This is a genomic window from Mucilaginibacter sp. R-33 (assembly GCF_049949235.1).
Lineage (GTDB): Bacteria > Bacteroidota > Bacteroidia > Sphingobacteriales > Sphingobacteriaceae > Mucilaginibacter.
The window spans coordinates 1,392,548-1,418,826 of sequence record NZ_CP188089.1 but is presented as its reverse complement, the minus strand read 5'-3'; the positions used below and the strand labels follow the sequence as shown (position 1 = coordinate 1,418,826).

Annotated in this window: 15 protein-coding genes; 1 reads left to right on the top strand and 14 read right to left on the bottom strand. The window is 44.5% G+C overall.

The window, feature by feature from the left end; all coding sequences use genetic code 11:
* Positions 1 to 186: 186 nt before the first annotated feature.
* Positions 187 to 2,553: an alpha-L-rhamnosidase C-terminal domain-containing protein gene (locus ACP26M_RS06125; RefSeq protein ID WP_426587090.1), complete on the top strand. Its 2,367-nt coding sequence runs from the start codon at positions 187 to 189 to the stop codon at positions 2,551 to 2,553.
* 64 nt (positions 2,554 to 2,617) lie between these two features.
* On the opposite strand, the gene ACP26M_RS06120 is transcribed toward ACP26M_RS06125, so the two are convergent.
* From ACP26M_RS06120 to ACP26M_RS06055, 14 genes are all read right to left on the bottom strand, one after another.
* Entirely contained in the window at positions 2,618 to 3,226 is a 609-nt protein-coding gene (locus ACP26M_RS06120; RefSeq protein ID WP_426587088.1) for an MCP four helix bundle domain-containing protein, read from the bottom strand.
* 108 nt (positions 3,227 to 3,334) lie between these two features.
* Complete coding sequence (locus ACP26M_RS06115) at positions 3,335 to 4,357, bottom strand: LacI family DNA-binding transcriptional regulator (protein ID WP_176627381.1); 1,023 nt, start codon at positions 4,355 to 4,357, stop codon at positions 3,335 to 3,337.
* Positions 4,358 to 4,457: 100 nt separating this feature from the next.
* Complete coding sequence (fucP, locus tag ACP26M_RS06110) at positions 4,458 to 5,702, bottom strand: L-fucose:H+ symporter permease (protein WP_426587085.1); 1,245 nt, start codon at positions 5,700 to 5,702, stop codon at positions 4,458 to 4,460.
* A gap of 68 nt (positions 5,703 to 5,770) precedes the next feature.
* Positions 5,771 to 8,737: a discoidin domain-containing protein gene (locus tag ACP26M_RS06105; protein ID WP_426587083.1), complete on the bottom strand. Its 2,967-nt coding sequence runs from the start codon at positions 8,735 to 8,737 to the stop codon at positions 5,771 to 5,773.
* A 310-nt stretch (positions 8,738 to 9,047) separates the two neighbouring features.
* Positions 9,048 to 11,324 (bottom strand): GH92 family glycosyl hydrolase, encoded by a 2,277-nt coding sequence (locus tag ACP26M_RS06100; protein WP_426587081.1) that lies wholly within the window; start codon positions 11,322 to 11,324, stop codon positions 9,048 to 9,050.
* Positions 11,325 to 11,370: 46 nt separating this feature from the next.
* Positions 11,371 to 12,570, bottom strand: a complete 1,200-nt coding sequence (locus tag ACP26M_RS06095; protein WP_426587080.1) for a DUF4185 domain-containing protein — start codon at positions 12,568 to 12,570, stop codon at positions 11,371 to 11,373.
* A gap of 10 nt (positions 12,571 to 12,580) precedes the next feature.
* Positions 12,581 to 13,753: a prolipoprotein diacylglyceryl transferase gene (locus ACP26M_RS06090; RefSeq protein ID WP_426587078.1), complete on the bottom strand. Its 1,173-nt coding sequence runs from the start codon at positions 13,751 to 13,753 to the stop codon at positions 12,581 to 12,583.
* Between the two features lie 83 nt (positions 13,754 to 13,836).
* Positions 13,837 to 16,929: a SusC/RagA family TonB-linked outer membrane protein gene (locus ACP26M_RS06085; RefSeq protein WP_426587076.1), complete on the bottom strand. Its 3,093-nt coding sequence runs from the start codon at positions 16,927 to 16,929 to the stop codon at positions 13,837 to 13,839.
* Between the two features lie 41 nt (positions 16,930 to 16,970).
* Positions 16,971 to 18,677, bottom strand: coding sequence for a RagB/SusD family nutrient uptake outer membrane protein (locus ACP26M_RS06080; protein ID WP_426587074.1), 1,707 nt, complete (start codon positions 18,675 to 18,677; stop codon positions 16,971 to 16,973).
* A gap of 28 nt (positions 18,678 to 18,705) precedes the next feature.
* Positions 18,706 to 21,804, bottom strand: coding sequence for a SusC/RagA family TonB-linked outer membrane protein (locus ACP26M_RS06075; RefSeq protein ID WP_426587072.1), 3,099 nt, complete (start codon positions 21,802 to 21,804; stop codon positions 18,706 to 18,708).
* Positions 21,805 to 21,900: 96 nt separating this feature from the next.
* A complete protein-coding gene (locus ACP26M_RS06070; protein WP_426587070.1) occupies positions 21,901 to 22,905 on the bottom strand; it encodes a DUF4961 domain-containing protein in 1,005 nt (334 codons plus the stop codon).
* A gap of 24 nt (positions 22,906 to 22,929) precedes the next feature.
* On the bottom strand, positions 22,930 to 23,370 hold the full coding sequence (locus ACP26M_RS06065) for a DUF5004 domain-containing protein (RefSeq protein ID WP_354483650.1): 441 nt from the start codon (positions 23,368 to 23,370) through the stop codon (positions 22,930 to 22,932).
* A 25-nt stretch (positions 23,371 to 23,395) separates the two neighbouring features.
* Positions 23,396 to 25,147 (bottom strand): RagB/SusD family nutrient uptake outer membrane protein, encoded by a 1,752-nt coding sequence (locus tag ACP26M_RS06060; protein ID WP_426587067.1) that lies wholly within the window; start codon positions 25,145 to 25,147, stop codon positions 23,396 to 23,398.
* 286 nt (positions 25,148 to 25,433) lie between these two features.
* Positions 25,434 to 26,264 (bottom strand): alpha/beta hydrolase, encoded by an 831-nt coding sequence (locus tag ACP26M_RS06055; RefSeq protein ID WP_426587065.1) that lies wholly within the window; start codon positions 26,262 to 26,264, stop codon positions 25,434 to 25,436.
* Positions 26,265 to 26,279 lie beyond the last annotated feature (15 nt).

Genomic DNA, 26,279 nt, shown 5'->3' with positions numbered 1-26,279 from the left:
GCAGGCCGAACTAACGATGGTTCAAAAATGAAAAACATAGTCCCATCAGCTTTGCCAATCATAAAAAAACAAAAAAATTTGATAAAATGCTAAATCGATTTAATTATATTAGTCGAACCAATTTATCTACTTAATGCAACCAGGAAAAACCAACCTGCCCCTCACCAATTAATCAATGAAATCTTCATGAAACACCTTCTGATTCTAACTTTATCTCTAACTATCATTCTCTCATCACAAAACAGTAATGCCCAGCCTGTTCATAAAGCCGCAGAGGAAAAGACATGGAATGCACAATGGATCTCCGTGCCTAACATCACGGGAAATGAATACGGTATTTATTATTTCCGTAAAAGCATTGAGCTGACCAACAAACCGGCCAGCTTTGTTATTCATGTATCGGCCGATAACCGTTACAAATTGTACGTAAACGGCACATTGGTATCTTTAGGCCCTGCAAGGGGCGATACTTTTTACTGGAACTATGAAACCGTCGACCTTGCGCCCTATCTCGTAGCCGGTAAAAATACCGTAGCTGCTTTAGTGTGGAACGAGGCTCAATACCGCCCTGAAGCGCAGATCAGTGTCCGCACAGCCTTTATTATACAAGGCAATTCAGTAGCCGAAGAGATCCTTAATACCAATAACACCTGGAAAAGCATTCAGGACAAAGGCTATCAGCCCATCTGGGGCTATTTTGCAGCCAGCACCGGCGAAATGGTGGATCTGAATAAAAGCATTATGAACTGGTACTCGCCTAACTTTGATGATAGCAGCTGGCCAAAGGCAGCTAACCTCTTCGGCGGGCAATTAAAGGGCCGGTGGGATGGGTTCGGATGGCAATTGGTACCATCCTCAATTCCGCACCAGGAATTAATTTATGAGCGGATCCCCGTTGTACGTAAAGCCTCCGGGATAGATGTTCCCCCGGCTTTTCCGGGCACTAAAACACCGCTTACTATTCCTGCAAATACTACAGTTACCATGCTGCTTGATCAAACGCATCTCACCAACGCCTATCCTACCATTAATTTCAGCGGTGGGAAAGATGCCGGGATCTCCTTAAGTTATGCCGAATCGCTTTTTGATAATTTAAGCAAATATGGAATGCGCAAAGGCAACCGTAACGATGTGGAGGGCAAGGATTTTTCGGGCAGAAATGATAGTTTGATCTCCAATGGCAGCAAAGGACAATCATATACTACGCTCAACTTCCGTACTTTTAGGTACATCCGCTTAATTGTGCATACACAAAACGAGCCTTTGGTTATTGATGACCTGTATGGCACCTTTACCGGTTATCCATTTAAGCAACGTGCCGTTTTCAATACCGATAATAAGGAAATAAAACAGATGCTCGATATTGGCTGGCGTACGGCCCGTCTTAATGCATTTGAAACCTATACAGATTGCCCTTATTATGAGCAACTGCAATACATCGGCGATACCCGTATCCAGGCCATGATATCCTATTACTATAGCGGCGATGACCGGCTGGCCCGCAATGCCATTAACCTGATGGACCATTCCCGTTTAACAGAGGGCGTTACCCAAAGCCGTTACCCTACGCATGATACCCAAATTATTTCAACTTTTTCATTATGGTACATAGGCATGCTGTATGATTACTGGATGTACCGCAATGACAGTAATTTTATTAAGGATAAGCTGGATGGCGAACGGGCAGTATTAAAGTTTTTCAGCCAATACCAACAAGCTGATGGCTCATTAAAAAACACCCCTTACTGGACTTTTGTGGATTGGGCCAGCGGCAAAAACTGGGATATAGGCTCGCCGCCAAAAGGCACCGACGGCAGTTCGGCCATTATTGATTTGCAATTACTTTGGGCTTATGAGTGGGCTGCCGCTATGGAAACAAAAATTGGCATGCCCGGTTATGCCACTTTATACCACAAAGAAGCTGCTAAGCTTAAGCAAACTATTCAACGCAAATATTGGGACCAGGCAAAAATGCTGTATGCCGATACATGGGACAAGAAACAATTTTCGCAGCATGCCAATTCATTAGCCATACTTACAGGCATGGTGAAAAACACAGATCTGCCTATGTTATCCAAACGATTATTAAGCGATACCTCATTGACCCAATGCACCATTTATTTTAAATATTACCTGCACCAGGCATTGGTAAAAGGTGGTTTAGGTAACGATTATATGAACTGGCTGGGTATCTGGCGCGAGAATATTAAAATGGGCTTAACCACCTGGGCCGAATATTCCGACCTTAAATATAGCCGTTCAGATTGCCATGCCTGGGGAAGCAGCCCCAATATTGAATTCTTCAGGACAGTTTTGGGTATTGACAGCTATTCGCCCGGATTCAGCAAGATCAAGATCGAACCTCATTTGGGAACAATGACCAATGTGAGCGGCGAGATCCCACACCCTAACGGTAAGGTTGCAGTAGCTTATGTTTTAGAAAATAACAGGTGGAAAATAAAGGTCAGTTTACCGCAGCACACATCCGGCATATTGGTATGGAGGGCAAAAACTTACTTACTTAAGAGCGGCGAAAATGTGATGATTGTTTAAAGAGCCCTAAGACTTACGAAGTTTTAAAAACTTCGTAAGTCTGGATTTCATTATTAAAACTACTTTAATTAAGCAAATGCCTTTCGTCCTGCCTTAAAATCATTTGTTCCCTGCCGCTTAGCAGCACCATAATAAATAATCCAAGTAAAATACAAACAACCACACCAAAATTGGCTGTAAGTATACTTGAACTTACATTTCTTTGTCCGCTTTGCAGCAGGCGGTTGCTCTCGCCAACCTGTATCGCTATCAGTTGATCAAGCGATTTAAGGGCCTGATTAAAAACATACTCTGCATTATTCAGGCCAGCTTCCTGCTGCTGCAGATCACGCAATTGCACACGAAAGGTCTTCCATTTTGCTGATTCTTCGCGTGTTAATTGAGTGGCCTCATATTTCTTTGCTAAGGCTTCTATAGCTGCATAATTACCATTAATTTTTACCTGGACATCTGCACCAGAAACAGCTGCCAGTTTATTTTCATAAAGCCGACTGCTTATTTCATGCACAAAAGTAGCTGGCAATAAGCGGTCCTTCATAATGGATGTCAGCGTTTTATCCAATTCTTTAACATTGTCCCGGCCATTCCAGTTGGCTAATAAAAGCATAGCGGTAAGCACAGCTAAAGCCAAAACCATTCTCGCTTTATTTTTTATGATAAAAGCCCGTGTCATAACAGTAAATTTTTATTAAAGGTAAGATACAAACTGAATATTTACGAAATATCCATCTTTATAAATACTTCACTTTTACCTGCTAATATAAGGCCCTTCTAAATTAAATCACCCTTTTAATCCGGACGATGAACCCCTGATCTGGAGGTTGGTTTTAAGAATAATAGAATGTGAGGCTGTACTAAGCCCTTTAGAGTTCAATTTTTTAAGTAACACGGTGATCACATTATCCGCAATTTCTTCAACCGGCTGAGCTATGGCGGTTACCGGAGGCGAGTACAATTTAAAAACGTCATAATCATCAAACGATATAACGGCCATATCCCCGGGCACTTTAATACCCAATGTGTTAAATACTTTTAACCCGCAGGTACCTACGTGGTTGGTGCCAAAAACTACCGCGTCGAGATCCTGATGCTTTTTAAAAAACGCAGTCATAGGTTTAATGATCATTTCTTCGTCCTGGTTAAAAACAATCTCTTTAACCACTGGAGCAAAACGGCTTTCCTTCAGCGCATCCTTATAGCCCTGCATCCGGGCCAGCATTTGTGTTTGTGACGAAGCGAAAGTAACGAAGCCTATATTTTTGTAACCCTGTTGTATTAAGTGCCTGGTAGCATTATAGGTGCTGAAAAGATTATCAACCTCTACATAATCGGTATTTACTTTGGGTAAATGCCTGTCGAACATTACCACCGGCAAGCCATCCTTAAGCAGTTGCTCTACATCGTCTTCAATACCTTCGGGCGGAGCAATAATATAGCCATCCACATGCCTGTCACGAAACATACTAATCAGTTCCCTGGTTTTTTGGGTATCATTATCGGTACTGCAATAAATTATTTTGTAGCCATTTTTATAAGCTCTATCCTCAATAAGCCGGGCTATGCTGGCAAAAAAGGGGTTTGAAATATCTTCAACCATTAAACCAATGGTATTTGATTTACCGGTACGCAGGCTTTTAGCCAGGGAATTGGGTTTATAGCCCACTTCTTCCACGTATTTAGTAACGCGCTCTACCAGGTCCTCACCTATCCGTTTTTCCTTTGCACGCCCGTTCAGTATAAACGAAACGGTGGTTTTAGAAACCTTTAATTCATTGGCGATATCAACAATCGATAGTTTTTTCAATGGCTTATAATTGGCTAAAATCAAATATAAAATATAATCGCTTAATAACCATGATTTATTAAGCGATTATTGGCCAAAATATAAAAATAAATCGATTAAGCTAATTTGATCTTATTCCTTTTTTATTCAGTTTAGGATAACTGATCCCAAATAAAAATATCACCATATAACAAATGATAGGCAGGTAATAAGCTGTAGCAACATTGTGATTAGCAATGAGGCCCATAACCGGCGGAAACAATCCCCCGCCTACAACTCCCATTACTATAAATGATGACGCGTTTTGCGTTTGTGAACCTAAATTTTTCAACCCCAGGCTAAATATGGTTGGGAACATAATACTGAAGAAGAAGTTGATGAACAGCAATGCCACAAAGGACACCACGCCAAAGCCCTGTGCTACAATAACACACATCAGGATATTGCCCAGGGCAAATATCGCCAGCAGTTTGTTTGGCGCTATGTAACGCATCAGGAAGGTGCCAATAAAACGCCCGGCCATCATCATCACCATGCTTAATGAAAAATAATAGCCCGCGTGTTCATCAGTCAGGTGCATAATTTCGTGTCCGTAGTTAATGAAAAACGCCCAGGTGCCGCCTTGTGCTGCCACGTTAAACAGTTGAGCTATGGCTGCAAAAACGAAATGCTTTTTTTTGAACAGGCTTTCCGGAATATGTCCTTCACCGGCAACCGCATATGAATCTGTTGCTACAACATGCGGATCCTGCAATGACGGCACTTTTAAAAATGAAAATGCTACGCCAACCAATGCTATCACCGCTCCTATAACAATATATAGGTGTTTAACAGATATCAGGTCGTTAGAATGCTCCTGCCCCCCTTTTAAAACAAAATAGCCGCCCAACAGCGGACCAATAACGCCGCCGACACCGTTAAAGGCCTGCGAAAAGTTAATGCGCTGGTCGCTGGTACGCTGATCGCCGAGAGAGGCAACAAATGGATGAGCAACAGTTTCGAGCGTAGCCAGGCCGCAAGCCAGGATAAACAAGGCTATCCTGAAGAAGTCAAACGATTTAGCATCAGCCGCCGGAACAAACAGGAATGCACCCGCAGCATACAGCCCCAGGCCTAAAAGCACACCGTTTTTATAACCAAATTTTTTCATGAACATACCTGCCGGGATGCCCATCACCGCGTAAGCGCCAAATAATGATAACTGTACATAAGCCGAACGCGACTTTGAAACATGCAAAACATTTTGAAAATGCTTGTTTAATGTATCGCCGAGGGTCATGGCTATGCCCCAGAGCATAAATAATGAGGTTACAAAAATGAGTACGACAAGGAACTTGCGTTCGGTGAATTTGGGTTTGGTATCCATTGTGCAGGTTTGTTTGTTAATTGGACCGGTAAATTAGTTTAAAACTTCAAGGTACCAAAGGCTTATTATTACTTTTCCGTTATTACCGGATCGTTAGAAGGCTGTACCAATAGCTTCATCTTATCCTTGCCCAGCAACGCTGCATCAAATTCAATCCTGATATCTTTTGATTCACCCTTCATCAGCGAAAAATAGTTATCATTCATTATTGCCGGCAGTATCTGTTCACCCGTGGCGGCTTTCGTTGCCTGTACACGAATGGCGAATGCAGCCGCCTTTGATGAGGACGGGTTGCTGATCTTTGCATCCACATAATACTTGCCGTTAATTTGTTTTATGGCTGATGATACCTTCAGGTTAACCTTTGGCAGTTGATTAAGGGCGGTAAAATCTGTGCGTTTATTACCCCGCCAGTAAAAATTATCTGATACCAGTTTTCCGTTTTTATCAATCAATCTTAGTTTGATGAAATGAACATCCGTAAGACCGCTGCTTTTCGGCACGCCGCCGTACACCTCAAAATCCCAAAGCGAGTAGCCCCAGCCCGAACCACGCTGTAACCCGTACATACGCACGTAGCGGCCTTTTACCTCATCAAAAGTGATTTGTTGCACGCCGACATGCCCATCGCCGCTTTCATAAACATCTTTCCAGCTTTTAGCATCGTCAGATACCTGGATCTTGAAAGCTTTACCATATGCCTCCTCCCAGTTTAATTTAACACCGTTTATCTCTTGCTCCCTGCCAAGATCAACGTAGATCCATTCAGCATCGCTGGAATTACTGGCCCACCTGCTTCCCGGATTACCATCCGTTACAGAACCGGCCTCACCCATGGTGGTTGATGATGCAAATGCAGGTTTGTTTAGTGCCAGGTTTTCGCGGTTATCGGCAAAAGCCATGGCAAAGCAATTCAAAGCTGTATTTGATGGGGCATCAATAGTTTTTGACAGGCTGTATTGTTTTACTATTTGTCCATCACTGTTATAAACATCGGCATAAGCGGTGAGGCTGTTTTCGTCAGTACGGGTGGTGTTGATCACTTTAATAGCATTATTTACCGGGTTCCATTGAATATGCACCGGTTCGCAGGCTTTTTTAGCTCCCCAGTAGGCACCGGTGAAGTCATAATAGTAATCATAGGTTTGCCACACCAATGAAGGATAGGCCGACTGGCTCATCCAGGTCATAATACCCGAGGCATCTTCCCAAATGTTATCTTCCCAGCCCTCATACATGGCTTTATTGGTTTCGATGTTTAGCAACTGAGCTTTGCGGCAATAATCCTCGATACCCGAAGGCGCACCGTACCGGTTTTTTATACCATCGTCGTACCTGTCGGGCCCGGCATTGCCTGCGGACGGACCAAAGAAATGCAGGTTCCACATCTCATTGCGGGGCCACCATTTATCCTTCGGCATAAATTTCTTAAAGCTGTCAAAATTGGTAAATACCGCCGTTCCTATCTCGCTGCGAAGCCCCCAGCCCTGGTTACCGCCAAAGCCATTAGGAAAACGGCTGAAGTACCAACGCGGATCAAAGTTAGTCCACGGACCGCTGCCTGTTAGGTTACCGGCGTGTGAGTTGGGCTGATAATACCTGTCGTTACCGTCATAGGCGCTGATATCCTCACGAAGCCAATTGTTGAGCGGGGGTAAAGGCTCCCCCTCATTATCACCGCACCAAATGGCAACGGAAGGATGGTTCCTGAACCGTTTTATTTTTTCGATGGCGTTGGCATTGAAAGTATTTACGTCATTAGGCAGATTAGGGATAGAATTAAGCCAGAAATCATCCCAGATCATGATGCCGTATTTATCGCAGGCATCATAAAATTCTTCATCCGTGGTTGAGCCTATCCAGTTACGGATGATATTAAAATTCATCTCTTTGTGCAAACGCACTTTGGTATCATACTCGTCTCCCCGGCAACGTAACATATACTCGGCCATCCCCCAGTTGCCGCCCTTTAAAAATACTTTGGTGCCATTTACATACAAATGCAATACGTGGCCTACGGTATCATAGCTGTATTTTTTAATGCCGAACCGGATCTGTTTGCTGTCAGATACTTCATCGCCCAGCTTCAGGCTTAAGTTACAGGTGTACAGGTTGGCATCGCCATAGCCATTGGGCCACCACAGTTTTGGGCCGTTGATCACCAGCTGCGAAAAATGTTTTGGGTCGATTTTTACCTCTGCATTGCCGTTAGCACCCACAAATACTTTTTGGGTAAACCGGATATTTCCAGGATTAATAACACCGGTTAAGGTCCCTGTTTGAAAAGTATCTGTGCTGTTTTTCACCCCAACCGAAACCGATACTTCAGCCCGGGCGGTAGTAGGCACATCTGTACGAATCCAGGGATCATTAATGGTAAGGCTACCTGTGTTGCTCAGGTAAACATCATCAGTAATGCCGCTGTTGAGACCCGGTACATAAGGCATCCAATCCCAACTGGCGCTGGGTATATATGTTGGACTGGCATAATTTACCAATGGGTTCAGCGGACAATAAACCAAAACAGCCAGTGTGTTTGCCTCTGTTTTATTTACGAGTTTCGTTACGTCATACACTCCCCGCTGCATAAAACCATCCAGGCTGCCTATCTTCTTCCCGTTCAGGTAGATCTCAGCTTTGCGGTTAATGCCTTTGAAATTAAGCCAGATTTTTTGTTTGGTGAAACCTGCAGGTACGCTGAACTGCGTACGGTACCAGAAATTGCGGTCGTACTTCTTTTTATCAACCTTATAAATATTATCGCCAAAATTGGGATCCTTTTCCAAACCGGCCGCTACGTATGATGAAAATACAGTACCAGGTACAATAGCCTTTACCCAATCAGTAGCGGCGTAACCGCTTTTGTGGATGTCAAGACTATCGGCTCCCAGGTCGGTCTGGGCTTTTACTTTCCATGTGATTTGTTTATTGGTGTTGTTGAGGTAAAAGATTTCCTGTGCTGATGCCGGGTTGAACAGCAGTATCACCGAAGTAAGTAATAGAATTGACTTTTTTATTTTGTAAATATTGATCATAAAATCGTTTTAGCGGATATTCTAATAATTCTTAAAGTAACCGTCATTGTGAGGAACGACGCAATCCCTGATTTGCAGATCGGCTCTGTATAGTTTGGGATTGCTTCGTTCCTCACAATGACATAATAAAAAATACAGTCATGCTGAACTTGTTTCAGCACCCCACATGCAAGGCCGCTTGCATAGCCGCTCAGCGCGTGGGATCCCGAAATAAATTCGGGATGACGGGTAGTGTAAATGTCATTTCACCTTCAGAGGCCTCCGGATTTAAACATTCGCAATGACGTTTTCCATATTCTTCTTAATTTTGTTATTGAGCTTTTGAAAGCGAGAACGGTCTGTCTTCAAGCGCTACGCCTCGGGTCACAGCCGGTTTGTCGCCCATTTCAAAATGCAGTACACCGCCGTTCATAATATCGGCCTGGGTGATCCAGTTATGGGTATAAGGTCGGCCATTAAGCGTCGCCGACTGGATATACACGTTCTCCTTGTTGTTATTGTTAGCTTCTATCACGAACTTTTTGCCATTTTCCAAGGCGATGGTCATCTTTTTAAATAGCGGACTGCCAATTACATACTGATCAGTACCGGGACATACACTGTAAAAACCGGCAGCGCTCAGTACAAACCAAGATGACATCTGGCCTTCATCCTCATCGCCGGGGTAACCGTTTTCGCCGGCGTTATACATCTTATCCATCACACTGCGCAAATGTTGCTGCGCCTTCCATGGCTGGCCGGCATAGTTGTACATATAAAGCAAGTGATGGATAGGCTCGTTGCCCTGCGCGTACTGCCCCATTTTAAATTCGGCCATCTCCGTCATTTCGTGGATCACCTGTCCGTACCCTCCTACTTTGATAGTTCCAGGCTCAGTAAATACCGAATCAATCTTAGCAGTAAAATTCTTCTCTCCGCCCATCAGGTTGATCAAACCCTGCGTGTCCTGAAAAACAGACCAGGTCCAGTGCCAGGCATTACCTTCGGTATAGGGGCCACCCCAATCCATGGGGTCAAAAGGTTCAATCCAATTACCTTGCGCATCTTTCGCGCGCATGAAACGGGTTTTGGTATCAAACAGGTTTTTATAATTGTACATCTGCCGGGCAAAAACATCTTCATAAAATTTATTGCCGGTGAGTTTAGCCAGTTGATATCCGCAGAAATCATCGTATGCAAACTCCAGCGTCCAGGCAGTTGAACCAAGGGTTTGCGGCGTAAAAGGCACATAACCGTTGGCATAATATTCCTTCCAGCCCGGGCGACCATTGGCACTGCCCCACGGGCCTTTATTGGTAGCTTCATGATAGTAAGCCTCCAGTGCCTTTTTGGGGTCGAAGGTGCGGATCCCTTTTACCCATGCATCGGTTAATAGGGATATGGCATGGTTACCCAGCATTCCTCCCGTTTCACCCGGGAACGACCAGGCCGGCAACCAACCGCATTGCTGCTGCGCATCAAGCAGCGCATTTACAAGCCTGCCTTCCATTTTGGGGTGCAACACCGTATTCAGCGGGAATTGGGCACGGAAAGTGTCCCAAAAACCATTATCGGTATACATATAACCATCATGCACCTTGCCATCGTAAGAGCTATAATAGTATGGCTTTCCGTCTTTATTATATTCAAAAAACTGGTGTGAGAATAGATTGGCGTGATACATGCACGAATAAAAAGTCGCCTTCTGATCTTCCGTAGCCCCCTCAATGGCCATACGGCCAAGCAACTCGTTCCATACTTTATCAGCAGCTTTACGGGTGTCATCAAATGATTTGTATTTACCCAGTTCAGTTGTCAAAGTAAGTTCGGCCTGCTCCGGACTGATATAGGACGAAGCTACTTTGACTTGTACCGTTTCGCCATCTTTAAATTTGATATAGGCCCCGATACCTTCGCCCTCTGCCGATCCGTTCTTTTCAGAAAGGATATTCTTTTTATTTTCCCAGGTTCCATAATCGGTAAAGGGTTTATCAAAAATAATGACAAAGTAGTTCCGGAAATCTTTAGGGGCCCAGCGGCTGTTGTTCACATAGCCTGTTATTTTCCGCTCGGCCGGGATGATTTTTACCCCGCTCATTTTAGTGTAGCCATCTAAAACAAGATAGGAAGCTTTACCTTCCGGGAACGAAAACCGCAAGTGCGCTCCCCGTTCGGTCGGCGACATTTCGGTTGTAATATTATTATCAAGTTTTACTTTATAGTAACCTGGTTGAGCGATCTCGTTATCGTGGCTAAATGATGCCGCCCGTTCATCTTCATTAACAACCAGTTTACCGGTAACCGGCATCAGCGAAAACACCGCATAATCGTTAACCCACGAACTGCACTGGTGCGATTGCTGAAAGCCGCGGATAGTATGTTCAAAGTACTGGTATTTCCATCCATCGCCGTTTTTGCCGGTTTGCGGTGTCCAGGTGTTCATGCCGAAAGGCAGCGAAGTAGCCGGATAGGTGTTACCGTACGAGAACTCATATTTGGTATTGGTGCCCTGTCGGGTATTCACATACTTAACAAGGTTAGCCTCCTGCGCAAACAGGTTTCCGGCATACATAAGCGCAACTGCGCAAATAAGCGAACGTATTTTCATTGGGTTATATTAAACACTAATTCCATTCGTGCTCCTCAATTCGAGCCTATTCGTGTTCATTAAACTTTACCCTGATAAATCTTGGCCTGTACAGATTAGGGTATTTCTTCAGATCGTTTAAAAAATCAACCGAGTTAATGTTATAACTGATCAGCAGTTCACCGGGCTTTGATAAGCTTGGATGCGCCTTGGCATTATAAACCACAAACGTTTTGGCAATAAGATCAGGCTTGCAATCCCATAATTTAATGATCGGACCAAACGGACCTACCGGGCTTGCACCTATCCGCATCCCTACGGATGTGGTCATCCCGCCTACCTGGAATATCAGCGCGTAACGCCCATCCGGCAGCGGGCTAAAACTTAACTCATTTGATACGCTGCTGGTTATATTGGCAACCTGTTCCATATCGCTTACCCAGGCTTTGCCATTATAGAAAGTCCACTTACTATAATTTTCAAAATCCCCGGGCAGTACACGGGCAACCATCAGGTTCTTGGCCATGCCACGTACCCCATAAACGTAAATATAACCATCGGGCTTTGGCGCACCGGCTTCTTTAGTGTTTACGTAGATCCCGGCACCAAACGATCCGCTTTCCCCTTTCTGATCTACCAGGTAAAACGGCGTATCCATTTGTTTAAGGTCTTTATAAGGAGGTTTACTGTTTGCCGGGATCTTGATGAGCGTATTGCCAACTTCCCTGAAACCAAATGCTTCGTTGCTTACGTTATGCACCCTGTACCCAAAAATATAGATGTTGTTATTCAATGCCTGATTTACAAAGCCATCGCCAAGCCAGTAGTAATCTGTAGCTCCTGTTTTAGGTGTATGGGGGATAAAAATCGACTCCGGTTTTCCTTTAGCATTTTTATCCCAGTAAAACTTCATCTGTTTATCCAAAGGCTCATTGCCTTTTAGTTCAGCTACGGCATTGTGGATCATGGTGGCCCCCGGAGCCATAGTGTTATCACGCACCGCGCCTATCATGCTATCGCTGAAAATAAAAAGCACTTTATCGTTATGTTTTGCCTGGCCGGTCTCCTTCCCATTCAAAGGGATAGTATAAATACCATCGCCCCCGAACCAGCCCGAATCACGCTTTAACAGGGCCGACCATTCCGGTGCGGCCTCTGCCTTAAATTTAATATCGGTAAGATTAACAGTGTCAGCTTTTTGCGCAAAGGCTCTATTGGTTAAAACCAGGCCCAAACAAGCTAAACAAACAAGGGTAATTTTCTTCATTAAATAATATTTATACTGGTAAATGTTTATGATGATGGCTTTTGTGTTTAACAAACAGCGCAATAAAGCCGGTTAATCCTCCCATCAGCATTAAAAAACCGATGAAGCCGGCCTGGGTAAATGGTAAACCTAAAAAATGATAAACCGTGTTTATTCGGATCTTCTCTATCAAAAAACGCTCGGTACCGTTTAACACAAGGTACAGGAAAAACATAAAACCGGGTGTAACTATCCGTTTACGAAAAACCCACATCAGCAAAAACATACCAATGCAAAGTGCGGCCTCATAAAACGGCGTGGGGTATACCGGGTTAGCCAGTTGATTGCAATAGTTACCCAGGCAACCGGGTAGCAGTGTACCGGCATTGATAGCATTATGCGGATAATTGAACGCCCACATCCAATCGGGCAGCCAGCTTAAAAAACCGGGTTTTAGATGTGGGTTAACCTTACCCCAATCACCATCACCCGCCAGTTGGCAACCAATACGGCCAATGCCATACGCCAGCATCATGCCCGGCGAACCGATATCGGCAAGGTGCACCAGTTTCATGTTATGCCGGTGGCCGATATACAAATAAGTCAATGCGCCAAAGATCAGGCCGCCGTAATAAGCAAACCCATTGGCCGAAAATATAGTACCCAGCGGATCATATCTCAACCTGCCAAAATGCTCAACGATATCAAAAAGCTTGGCGCCAATGAAACCAAAAAATCCAACACTGAAAACAATCAGCCCCATTAATAGATAAGGGTGTACAGTATATTCAGTTGTTTGCGGTTTAGGCAATGCAAATTTCTTTCGATCGCGGTAAATCCAGAAGGCAAATGCACCTCCAATAAGTACGCCGGCTGTTAAATTTCCCTGCAATGAAAGGATATACGCCCGCGGGTTTGCAGCAAAAACCTGGTAGTTAAAAACGGCTCCAAAAAATTTAAAGCCAAATAAAAAACCGGGCAAAAAATTAATGATCATTTCAGCTGCCGAAGCGGGTTTTCCGATGATTACCTTCCGCTTAAATGCACTGATCTTTCCAATGGCTTCATATCTTTTAAATTCTGAAGTAAACACTATGTAGGCAAATAGAAAGGCAAGTGCTATAAAAAAACCAAGCGTTTGGATAGGAAATCCAATCCTAATATGGAAGAGATAATATATCAGATCGCCGATGGTTGGAAACATATCCTAATTTAAAGTTTATCTGCCAAATCAAAAAAGGAAGCCGGCACCGCAGTGCCAGCTCCTTTTGGTTTATCTATTGGTTTTTAAAACCCGGCCTGGATGCCCAGGTTAATCACCCGCTGGTTAATGTACGCATCACCCGCGGTATTGGTAGCAATTTCCGGGTCCTGCTGATATTTTTTGTAGTTATCAAAAGTGAGCAGGTTATATGCGCTCATATAAATGCGGGCGTTGTTAATCTTAAATGGTAACAGCTTGGTTGGCAATTGATAACCGATATCAACCGTTTTTAACCGCACGTAATGCGCGTTTAATAACCAGTAATCAGAAAAATAAGCCGTAGGGCTGTTTACCGAAGTTGGATTGGTAGTTAACCTTGGGAAGGCGGCATTAACCGGGTTTTCGGGTGTCCAGCGTTCCTGGTGTATAGGTTGAAACTGGCTTTGAAATGGTTCGATACCGGTACCAATCACCGCGAAACTGTAGTTAAACGATCCCTGCAAAAGCACACTTACACTAAAACCTTTGTAAACTGCCTGCAATGAAAGGCCGAGTATGGTATTTGGCAGATTTGGGTTTCCTATCGGCCTTTTGTCAAAAACGTTAATAATGCCGTCACCGTTCAGGTCCTGGTATTTCAGATCGCCGGGCTGTAGTGGGATACCGTTATCAGGTACGGGTACCGATTTACTTCCCGAATTGATGGCGGCAATATCGGCAGCAGTATAGTATCCCAAAAAGTGAAAACCATATTGCTGCCCGATTGAATGACCGGTTTGCGCCAGCCATGGATATGCCGGGGTAGCCTCATCTTCATATAGGATCTTGTTTTTAGCGTACGAGAACACGAAACCAACGTTGTATTGTACTTTGCCAAGCGTGCTATGATAGCTGATCTGCCCGTCAAGGCCCTGGTTACGGGTTTTACCGATGTTTACGGCAGGCAAACCAACACCCAAAATCTCCGGTATACTCCCCGGTGTAATCAGCTGATTGTAACGGATATCGTGGAAATAATCGGCTGTGATGGATATTTTATCATTAAACAAGTTGGCATCCAGGCCTATGTCGATCTTTTTGGCACGTTCCCAAACTACGTTCGGATTGCCCAAAGAACCTTCATATATAGTGTTGTAATTTTGAGCTGTTTCGCCAAAATTGTAACCACCGCCCTGATTGTAAACCTGGTTATATACATAACGGTTACCCGGTGCTGCATCCGAACCAACCAAACCATAACTGCCCCTTATTTTCAAAAGACTGAACATAGGGAGAGCCTTTTCAAAGAACGACTCTTTAGCGATGTTATAACCAAAGCTCACAGCCGGAAAAATCCCAAAGCGATGATTAGCGGCAAAGCGGTCGGTGCCGTTATAGGCTACGTTAAAGTCGAACAGAAATTTCTGTTTAAAGTCATATCCCACCTTGCCCGATATACCGCGGAACTTCTGCGGTACACCAACTTGCGCGCCGTCAAGCAGCGGGTAGGTGAAATACGTTTGCGAAGTTTGATTGAACAACAACAATCCCGAAAAATGGTGCGAACCACGGAATGTCCTGTCGTAGTTGGCATAAAGCTGCAGGTTGTAGTTATTGGTATTGATATCGGTGCTGCCCGTTAACGCATAAGTTTGGTACACATAAGTAGCACCCGGCCTTAAAGAATATTGATTAGTAGCCGGATCATAATGATAGGCAGGGATACCACCGTTAAAAATTTGCTTGGTAAATTGTTCAATGCTTGAATAAGCCACCCTGCCCGTTACCGAAAGGCCATTGGTTAAAGCATCGAGCCTTTGCGTAGCACCAAAAAGTACGTTAAAATCGGTACGGCGGGAGTGTTGATAGCCTCCTGTTGCCAGCCTCGCGTTAAGCGTTGGCAGGTGATCGGGATTAAACGACGAATAGGCGTATGAATAACTTCCGTTAGGATTAAGATATGGCGCCGTAAAAGGCGTTTCCTTGGTAAAATTATATACCTCGCTCACGGCGTTCTGGTTATAAGGTTGGTTCAAATCAGAGAAACGGGTGGTAATATCCAATCGCAGATCAAGCGTTTTATTGGCTTTCAGATCGAGGTTTGAACGAAAGTTGTAACGCTTAAAGTAATAGTTAGTATTCACCAAACTTTGCGGATCGGCAAAATCACGTACCAGGCCATTCTGGTTTAGCGCGCCACCCGAGATGAAATATTTCACCCCGGTTGTACCACCCGAAATATCCAGGTTGGCATTGGTTTGATAGGTGTATTTCTTGAAGATCTTGTTATACCAATCAACATTGGGGTGACCGTATGGATCGGATCCATTTTTAAACAGATCAAGGTCCTGCTGGGTAAAGCTAAGCGGGATGCCGTCATTATGCTGGGCCTCATTAATCAATATCGCTGTATTATATGAATCTAAAAACTGCGGCGTTTTAGTAGGCTGCTGGATTCCGCTTTCAACACGCAGGTTCACTTTAGGTGTGCCGGCTTTGCCACGACGGGTTGTTACCACTAATACGCCATTAGCGCCTTTAATACCGTAAATGGCGGTAGTTGATGCATCCTTCAGAATCGAGATGCTCTCTATCTCATTCACATTGATCTGCTGCAGCTGATCATAGCTGTACTCGATGTCATCTACAATAATGAGCGGCTGGTTACCCGATGGGTTTAACGAGCTTACCCCGCGGATATAAAAATCTGAAGCATCCTTACCCGGCTGACCCGAACCCTGCTGCGAAAAAAAGCCCGGCAATTTACCGGTTAAAGCATTTTGCACGTTGGCCGTTGGCACGGTGCGGATCTCACTGGCCGAAATGGAACTCACAGCACCGGTATTAGTGATCCTTTTTTTGGTTCCGTAAGCTACTACGGCTACTTCATCCAAGCCGTTGGTATTGGTTTGCAGGATAATATCCATCCTGCCCGATTCAGATACACGGAGCTCACGCGGGATATAACCGATGAAACGCACAATGATGGTATTTGACTGCCCTTTAAGAACAAGCCTGAACTTACCACCCTGATCTGTAATAGCACCGTTATTAGGAACACCTTTTTCAATTACCGATACCCCTGGCAATACCCCGGTAATATCGCGTACAGTACCTGTTACGGTCCTGCTTTGCGCAAATGACACCGCCGGGAGCAGGATCATTAATATCTGGAAGAGAAGTATTATTTTTCTCATAAAGCTTAATTTTTTTGGTTTAACTGGCTGAAGTTTTGAGATTACCATCCTGGATTTTGTTTCATATTCGGGTTCTTCAAAACCTCGTCATAAGGTATCGGGTACAGGTACATCTTAGGCGCTTCGAATTTGGTAGTGAGCGCATTCACCACGTTATAGGTAAGGCTGGAGCCTATCTTCACAATGCTGATCCCTTTTTGCGGCTGGTTCATTACCGTTTCAGCAATTTTCCAGCGGCGGATGTCCCAGTAGCGGTTCTCTTCAAAAGCCATTTCCAGGCGCCGCTCATTTTGGATGATGGCGCGCATCTCCGCTTTGCTCATACCGGCTTTAAGTCCGTAATTGCCGGTGCCCGCATCTATCCCTGCCCTTCTCCTGATGCTGATAACAGCATTATAAACCTCGGGAGTTGCTCCGGCCGATTCATTGAGTGATTCGGCATAGCCTAAAACCACATCAGCATAGCGCAGGATCTGCCAGTCTATGACATGAGCAGCGTAGGCATTGGTGTTTTCAAAATTGCCCATGAACTTGCGCATGTAATAGCCTGTTTTGGTTTGTTGTAATGAGCCGTTGGGTTTGCTGGCCCCGCCTTCGTACAATTGCAGATCTGAGTTAAGCCATCTTGCCCCATTACAGAGCACGGTATAGGTTAAGCGCGGGTCGCGGGTCTGGTAAGGGTTATCCGGATTATAACCTGATGCCGGATCAGTAATAGCCAAACCGTTTTTCATAGGGAAGGCATCAACCAATTGTTGTGTCGGACTGGTTTGCCCCTTGCCTACCGCCCCGGTAAAGCCTATCGGACCATTAGTGGTTTCTATCGAGGATGAATTATCTGTTTGGCGGATAAATATATTTTCAGAGCTGTTTTGAGTCAGAAATACATCTTTAAAGCTGGGCAATAACGAATAAACATTCAGGTCCATTACCGCTTTTTCTGCAGCAGCGGCCTGTGCCCACCTGTCGGCGCTAAAATCGGTATAACCGGTTAGTGGATTTGAGGCATCGATATTCTGCCCGTTAAATAATGGGCTTGCCGCATATAGCAGTACTTTGGCCTTTAAAGCCATGGCGGCGCCTTTGGTAGGGCGGTGGTAATCAGCATTAGGGTTGCTTAGCGGCGCGCTCATCAGGGTATCCTTAATGGCATCGCATTCGCTTACAATATACTTGATACAATCGGCAAAGGAATTACGGGGCAAGGCTACATTATCTGTTATAGTAAACACCTTGTTGCCCAATAAGGGAACGCCACCGTAACGTTTAACCAGTTCAAAGTAATATAGCGCCCTTAAAAAACGTGCCTCGCTTTTCCATACATATTTCATGGAGTAACCATGGTATTGTGCAAGTACCGGCACTACATCAATATTGTTCACAAACTCATTTGCCTTGCGGATGCCTGCGTAATAATAAGCCCAAAGGTTTTCACCTGCGGGGATAGTATATGAATTATAAGATGCTGTTGAAAGTATGGTTACTACATTTGATGATACCGAAGCCGATGACATGGCATCATCACTGGCCGCGTCAAGGTAGTCGTTCCCTACCCTGTTGTGCCCGTTTTGGAGCGTTGCATAAATCCCATACAGGAACATTTGGGCATTGGTGCCTAAGGAGTCCTTTTTGTCAAACACGTAATTGATAGTCACCTTATCAACCGGGAACTGCTCATATTTTTTACAGCCGGCCATTATGGTTAAGATGCCGGCGGCCGCTAAAATTATTTTGTTGAAACTCTTCATGATCGTAATATTTTTATGATGGCCAAAATCAAAGCTTAATGTTAACGCCGGCATTTATTACCCTTTGAATGGGGTAAGCAGTACCGTATACCTCCGGATCAAAATCTTTGTAGCCATACAGTGTATACAGGTTTTCGCCGTTCACAAACAGTCGCAAGCCCGATAGCCTGAGCTTATGTGCCCACTCATAAGGCAGATTGTAACCTACTTCGGCATTTTTTAGCCTTACATAATTGCCTTTGCGCAGGTACAAGGTTGAGTTGGCGGTATTATTGGCGTTACCTATTGATAACCTTGGCGCAGTAGCCGTAGCAGCGGTTTCGGGTGTCCACCGGCCTAAAATGGTTTCGTACGCCTGCCCGCTGTAGGTAAGCCCGAGGAACCCCACACCTGCAAAGCCGTTCACCTGCGAGTTATTGAACATCAGCTCTCGGTTCGCTACGCCCTGTAACAGGAAACTCAGGCTAAAACCTTTGTAATTGAAACCCGCTGAAAAGCCATAATAAACCAGCGGCCGGTTACCGCCTATAGCCGAAACATCAAACTGGTTGATAATATGATCGCCGTTAAGGTCTTTGTATTTTACATCTCCTGCCTGCGCGGTGTAACCGGTAGTTGTTGCACTGGTGGCAGCATCCTGGGCATCCTTGAAATAACCGATAGCCGTGTAACCATAAATAGCGTTGGTGGAGCGACCGGTGTGCCTGAGCCATGGGTAAGGATATGGCTCTTCGTCGCTAAAAATAATTTTAGACGATTGGATAGAGGCATTACCCGAAATGAAGTAATTGAAATTTTGGATGTGATTTTGATAAGTTAAAGTAAGTTCAGCGCCTTTGTAAAGATTAATACCTAAATTTTCATAAGGATATGAGGTACCCAACAAAGCAATACTGTTTCCTCTAACCTGCAACAGATCGTAATACCTGTCGTGGTAATAATCGGCAGTAATATTGAAATGATTATTAAACAGGGAGATATCGGCCCCTATATCCAGCTTGCGGGCTTTTTCCCAACGGATGTATGGATTGGCCAATGTGTTTTCAAAATAACCCTGTACCGGGCTTTTGCTGGTACCTGTGCTGTATGAATAGCCCTGCGAAGGGCCGTAGGTTTGTAAAAAGTTATAGTACCCGTAATTATCTACGTTGTTGTTTCCGGTTTTACCATAGGTGGCGCGCCACTTCCATAAGTTTATCCAGCTGAAATTATCTTTAATAAAATCCTCTTTACCCATTTGCCAGCCAATACCGCCGGCGTAAAACAAGCCATATTGATTGCCCGGAGGATAACGGTTATAACCGCTACTGTTGACAGCCGCTTCAATAAAGTATTTACCGTCATAATTATAACCCGCTTTTAATGCACGGTTTGTTGTTACCTGCGAAAGGTCATAGTTTAATACAACCGAGCGTACATCATACAGTGCCATACCGGTTATATTGCTTTTACCAAAAGTCCTGTCGTAATTAACTGATGCCTGGGCAAACGAGTAGCGGGCGCTTGAAACCGTACTGAACGAATTGTTTTGCGCAACTGATGAGCCCACTGCCGAATAAGAACTGTCGGCGTTAAAAGAATAGGCATTATTTTGCAATGAGCGATTTAAAAAACTTTGCGATGAAAAAGCAAGGTTGCCTTTTGCCTTTGCCGACAAGCCTGGTGTTATGCTGCTGAGGTTATAATTCAGATCGAGGTTGGCCAGTACATCATTGCTGCTGGTGCGCTGATAACCTGAAAACTCGGTTTGCGAAAGCAGGTTGTTGGTATATGTTGTTGTACCGCCAAATGTGTTATTTGGATTATAAAGCGGATATGCATTGTTTGGCGTGCTGTAAAGAGCGCCCAATATGTTTCCATACCCTGCCCCTGGCTGCGTGCTTTGCTGGATACGGCCGAATAACTGAAGATCGACAGTAAATTTTTTGGTTACGTTAACTGCGAGATCGGAGTTAATGATATAGCGGTTAAGATCATTATTGGTATTGTAGGGTACAGCTGATGTGGTGCGGAACATCCCGGCCTGGTCAAGGTAGTTTAATGACACGCTGTACCGCGCTACCTGGGTACCGCCGTTAACATTAAGCTTGTAGCTGGTCATCGGCGAATTATCGCGCAATATGGTTTTAAACCAGTTAACATCCGGATGTCTTAAAGGGTCGGTGTGGTTGCGGTAGGCGTTAAAATCGGCACTGCTGTAAAGGGCCGGCTTACCATCGTTTTGTAACGCTTCATTATATAAATACGCATATTGATAAGCAGGCAGCGGGTTTGGCAAGCCTAAAGGCTGCTGGGTGCCTGTTTGTGCAGTGAATGAAATATGCGGCGTACCCACCTGACCGCGTTTGGTAGTAATAAGTAAAGTACCGCGCGAACTGTTGATGCCCAGCATCATATTTGAAAGCGCATCCTTTAATACCGAAACCGATTCGATACTTTCCGGATCAAGCGACGCTATCTCACGCTGAACACCATCGATAATCGTTATCGGCCCCTGCCCTCTTAATGAAAGGCCGAACTCGGTATTGTCATTGGCCGAATAATTATTGTGCTGCACTACCGCCCCGATAAAATCATTTACAGTCTGCACACCGGTTTGAGGTGCGGCGAAACCGCTATACTGCTGGGTATATAAACCGGGGAGTTGCCCGGGTAAAGCATAGGTATACAAAGTTGCTGGTGTGCTGGTAAGCTGATTGGTATAGATAGTTGATATGGCACCCACATTTTTTGATGTGCTGATGGTATCATAAAGCACATTAATGGTTTTAGGTGCCTGAATATAGGTATCTATGAGCCTCACCGTTAATTTAGCAGTGTTTTTAACAGTAACTTGCCGGGCGTTATAATTCGCGGCGGTAAATACCAGCGCATCTCCCTTTATGGCGTTGATGGCGAACATGCCGTCTTTACCGGTAGTTAGGGTACTATTTTTTCCTTTATTAATTACTTTAACACCCTGTAGTGGGTTACCATACTCATCAAGTACAATACCGCTTACCTGACCGGGCCGTGCAGGCGCCACGGAAGCTGTATCCTGCTGCATGGCTGCATAGCTGGTTTTAACCAGTAGCAGCATCAACAGCGTGATGCCTGTTAAACATTTATTTATGTAGCAATAAGCCATATTTTTCAGGTTTAAAATTGTTGGCAAAAGGTTTAAATATCGTTTTAGCAGATCCTGTACAATTAGGTGCATCTGCTCGTTTATTTCATCTACAGATCAACCGCATTTAAATGTATAGGTGAACGGGGCATCAGTATTACCATAGCCTACCTTTACCTTGCCCGTTTTATCGGTAAGGAAGTACTCCATTCTTGTGATGGTTTGCGTATCCCCTGCATTAAAGAATGATCTCGGCCAAAACGTAAGCTGGTACTTTTTACTGGTGGCAGTAGTTTGTTTCAATAATGTTTTAGAGGTTTGCTCACAAACGTTTATGGTTTTGCCATCGCTGGTGTAGGCCTTTGCGCACAGGTAAACTTCACTTGCGCCGCTTAACTGTGTATCGGTAACTGTACCATCAAAAGTCAGGGTTACAAAATCGTTATCCAATGATTTTGGCGGATCGATAGTGGTAAGTTGCGGGTTACAAAAGTCAACCAGGTCACCGCTGCCGCCGGTTACTTCAAAACAGGTATTACCAAGCAGCACACTGTAATAAGTACCATTGCCATCGCTGGTAAAACCGTTACCGCTGTCGGTTATGGTATAGCCCAGTTTAACCAACATGTTATTATTATCGGTGCCTACTTTTGTTTTGATATTCAGGTCGACAATAAACTCTACCCCACCGGTATGGCTGTAGGCTTTATCAGTTTGGTAAGCCACCCATTCCATATCATCAATAAGGTTACCACCGTTACCGAAAGTTTTTTTCATGTATGCCGACCAGGTAAGGCCGTCGCCCTTTTTAGGTAAAGTACCGTCGGGTATCAGGGACATGGTTCCATTACCTTGTTTGCTGGTGTAAGTTATAGTGGTATTCTGCGCCGCCTTCCAGCCTTTAGGCACCAAAAAACCAAAAATGAGGTAGTCGGGGCCTCCATCTCCCACGGTAGGAATATCACAGTGTACCGTTATCGGAACAACTGAGCCTACGGTAGCTGTTGCCGGCTGATCGACGCTGGTAATTTGTTCGCCGCAGCAGGCTAAAGCAATACCCAGCACCACCAAAGCACACAGCTTCCATAAATTTTTACCTTTTATATGTAAATATGATCTCATAATTTATTGGTTGCTTTTAGTTTATCAATTGGCTTTTTCAAGCACGTACACATAAGTATTATTGGTACAGCCCGGACTGAATGTTATGCTAAGCTGCCTTTTGCCGTTTACTATAGGATAAGTAAAAGCTGTTGAAACCGGCTTATCGCCTGTAGCAGTAAAGGTGATCTTAAACGGATACTGCGGATCATCAAGTGCAAAAGCACCATCCTTGCTTACCAGGAAGGGCAGCTTATTTACCAGTGTGTATCCCTTATCGGTAAAGCTGATCCTGAACTGGCTAAAATCAATAATGGAGGTTAAATCGGTGCCATTACGGGTAGCTTTGATCACCCGCCAGTTGCCGGCGATATCTTTGGGGGCCTCGCTTCCGGGAACTATCTTTTCGGTTTTACATGATGATGCCGCCATCATGAAGACAACTATCAGCATGTAAAACCATTTTGCTTTGTAATTATATTTCATATCAATACTATTATACTGTCGGTGATTAATAGCCCGGGTTCTGGATCAGTTCGGGCGATTTGGCTACCTCGCTTTGCGGGAAAGGCCACAGGTACATCGCTTTACGGAAATTGCGTTTGCGCACATCAAATTGTTTGTAAGCCACCGCAGCACCATCGCGGTCAACTTCCATGCCTTTGGTAGTGATGTTGTCAGTTTGGTCGGCAATTTTCCAGCGGCGCACATCCCAAAAGCGGTGCTCTTCAAAAGCCAGCTCAATACGGCGTTCATTTTGAATGGCTGTACGCATATCAGCCTGGCTCAAACCCGCGGGCAACTGGTATGGGTTTAAGCCCGCCCTTTGACGGATAGCCTCAACTGCCGAATAAACTAATGCGGTTGGCCCTTCATATTCATTAGCAGCTTCGGCATAGTTCAGCAAGATTTCGGCATAGCGGATCAATGGCAGGCAACGATCTGTCCGGTGCATAAAATCGTTGGCCACGGCAGCCGGGTCAAGCATTTTATTGGTATAGTATCCGGTGGTAGTGCCAACATGTACGGCATCAGGCCCTGTTGTATTTCCGTTGTATTTGCCAACAAAAATATTTATGGGTGAGGTACCCGACGAAAGCCTGATTTGCAATGGCGTTTGGTCATGGATGATGCTATAATCCAAACGCGGATCGCGGTTAGCATATGGATTATTCGGATTATAGTTTGATGTAGGGTCTGTTATACTTTTACCGTTGCTCATCGGGAAAGCATCAACCAATCCCTGTAGGGGGAAAGCACCGTTTTTGCCCGTACGGGTTGGTGGTTGCCATAAATTCTCTAAATCCACGTTGCCGGTCGGGCGCATCAACTGAAAAATATATTCGGTATTTACACGCTTGGTAAACAGCTTTTGAAAGCCAAAACCCGGGGCGGTGGCATTGTCAACGTTGAGGCTATAAACGCCAGTTGAGATAACGGCAGCAGCCGCTTGTTCGGCAAGTCTCCAGCGCTCTTTATCGTAAGCCGGGTATCCCACCAATTCAAGCGTTTTACCCTCACCAATAGATTGCCCATTGAACAAAGGGCTTGCGGCATAAAGCAGCACCCTCGATTTTAAAGCGAGGCAAGCCCCTTTTGATGCCCTTCCATAATTTACCCCCGATTGCGCAGTCGGCAGGTCCTGCGCTGCCGCGTCACACTCGGCAAGGATATAATTCACGCAATCGGCATAGGTATTTCGGGCAGCTGGGATCTTATCCGTATACGTGTAAACACTATCGCCAAGTAAATGCACACCGCCGTAATGTTTCAGTAATATCGCATAATACCAGGCCCGTAAAAACCGCGCCTCGGCTTTCATTTGTGTTTTGACGAAATTATTGATGGGTGCCTTAGGCAAATTTTTAAGCAACTGGTTTACCGACCGGATATTGGTATAACAGGTTTTATATGCATCATCGGTAACCACGGCGGCATTGATGGTGCCTGTTTCAAATGCCAGGGCTGTTGATCCGGCAGATGCCGATACTTCCGCTTCGTCGGAGGCAGCGTCGATACCGCCGTTAGGCGTAGGCGAAAGTATTGGCCCGTAGGTAAACCTTCCTGCCGCCGCACTAAAACCAACATTGCTGTAAATGCCGGCTAAAAACGATACGGTATTGGCACTATCGGTAAACACTGTCTCCCCGGTTAGGTTTGATGTTTGTGTTTGCCCCAGGAAACCTTCCTTTTTACATGAAGTAAAAACAAGGAAGCCCCCGAAAACCGAATAAGCAAGAACCTTGAAGTAAAGTTTTTTCATACTATAGGGTTAGTTAACATCATGCTTCCCCAGAGAAAACATAAAATCGTTTTAGCAATTTCACATTTTTAACCCGCGGAGCAAACGTTTTAAAAGCTGTTTGTTAATTGGTTTATAATTCAGATGTTAAAATCTGATACTAATATAGTTTATAAAAACGATTTAGCAAATTTTTCATACTATTTTTTTATAATTTTTAAAATCACAATTTCTACACCATAATTTTAACAATTACAACATTTGCAATCGGTTGAAAATGTTGTAATTATTATTATAAAAGCGCTATCTATTTTATTCCTTCAAAAAAACGACTAAAAAACAGTGCCTGGTAGTTGATGGAATTGCCCCAAAATTCCCAGGTATGGCCTCCCGGCCTTACAGTATAATCATGGGGGACTTTACGTTCAAGCAACTTTTCGTGCAGTTCCTGGTTAGCCTGGTAAAGGAAATCATCATAACCAACATCAAAAGTAATAGCAAGTGAGTTGGGTTTTAACAGGTAAATGAGGTTTACCACGCTGTTTTGTTCCCACCTGTCGGGGTGTTCGCTGTATTTACCCAATACGCGTTCGATGCCGAAACTATCCGGAAAAGGCCTGATATCAACCGCGCCACTCATGCTCCCGGCAGCACCAAATTTATCTAAATGCTTAAACGCTATATACAACGCGCCATGCCCGCCCATACTCAAACCGGTTATGGCCCTCCCCTTTCGGTCGGTTATGGTTGAATAATGCTTATCAACCCAGTTCACCAGTTCGGTACCTACATAGGTTTCGTATTGCGAATCCTTAATGGTTGGGCTATCAAAATACCAGCCCGCAAAATCGCCGTCGGCACAAACTATAATAAAATGATAAGTATCGGCCAAACCGGCAACAGCAGGGACTTTTTTAATCCAATCGCTGTAATTGCCGCTAAAGCCATGCAGCAGGTATAATACCGGGTACTTTTTGGTGTTTGCGTAATCGGTCGGCTTGATCACTACCGCCTTAATGTCTTTGTTCATTATGGCACTGTGGGTCAGCACCGTATCAACCGTTGCGGCGGCAGCTTTCAAACTGTAAACCGCAAGGCCAATAAACAATGGAATAGATAGTAACTTTTTAATATTCATCAGTATATAGTGATT

What these genes read in the sequence shown, in the direction of transcription:
- ACP26M_RS06125 (WP_426587090.1), top strand. Translation starts at nt 187, where the DNA reads ATGAAACACCTTCTGATTCTAACTTTATCTCTAACTATCATTCTCTCA.
- ACP26M_RS06120 (WP_426587088.1), bottom strand. Translation starts at nt 3,226, where the DNA reads ATGACACGGGCTTTTATCATAAAAAATAAAGCGAGAATGGTTTTGGCT.
- fucP (WP_426587085.1), bottom strand. Translation starts at nt 5,702, where the DNA reads ATGGATACCAAACCCAAATTCACCGAACGCAAGTTCCTTGTCGTACTC.
- ACP26M_RS06105 (WP_426587083.1), bottom strand. Translation starts at nt 8,737, where the DNA reads ATGATCAATATTTACAAAATAAAAAAGTCAATTCTATTACTTACTTCG.
- ACP26M_RS06100 (WP_426587081.1), bottom strand. Translation starts at nt 11,324, where the DNA reads ATGAAAATACGTTCGCTTATTTGCGCAGTTGCGCTTATGTATGCCGGA.
- ACP26M_RS06095 (WP_426587080.1), bottom strand. Translation starts at nt 12,570, where the DNA reads ATGAAGAAAATTACCCTTGTTTGTTTAGCTTGTTTGGGCCTGGTTTTA.
- ACP26M_RS06090 (WP_426587078.1), bottom strand. Translation starts at nt 13,753, where the DNA reads ATGTTTCCAACCATCGGCGATCTGATATATTATCTCTTCCATATTAGG.
- ACP26M_RS06085 (WP_426587076.1), bottom strand. Translation starts at nt 16,929, where the DNA reads ATGAGAAAAATAATACTTCTCTTCCAGATATTAATGATCCTGCTCCCG.
- ACP26M_RS06080 (WP_426587074.1), bottom strand. Translation starts at nt 18,677, where the DNA reads ATGAAGAGTTTCAACAAAATAATTTTAGCGGCCGCCGGCATCTTAACC.
- ACP26M_RS06075 (WP_426587072.1), bottom strand. Translation starts at nt 21,804, where the DNA reads ATGGCTTATTGCTACATAAATAAATGTTTAACAGGCATCACGCTGTTG.
- ACP26M_RS06070 (WP_426587070.1), bottom strand. Translation starts at nt 22,905, where the DNA reads ATGAGATCATATTTACATATAAAAGGTAAAAATTTATGGAAGCTGTGT.
- ACP26M_RS06065 (WP_354483650.1), bottom strand. Translation starts at nt 23,370, where the DNA reads ATGAAATATAATTACAAAGCAAAATGGTTTTACATGCTGATAGTTGTC.
- ACP26M_RS06060 (WP_426587067.1), bottom strand. Translation starts at nt 25,147, where the DNA reads ATGAAAAAACTTTACTTCAAGGTTCTTGCTTATTCGGTTTTCGGGGGC.
- ACP26M_RS06055 (WP_426587065.1), bottom strand. Translation starts at nt 26,264, where the DNA reads ATGAATATTAAAAAGTTACTATCTATTCCATTGTTTATTGGCCTTGCG.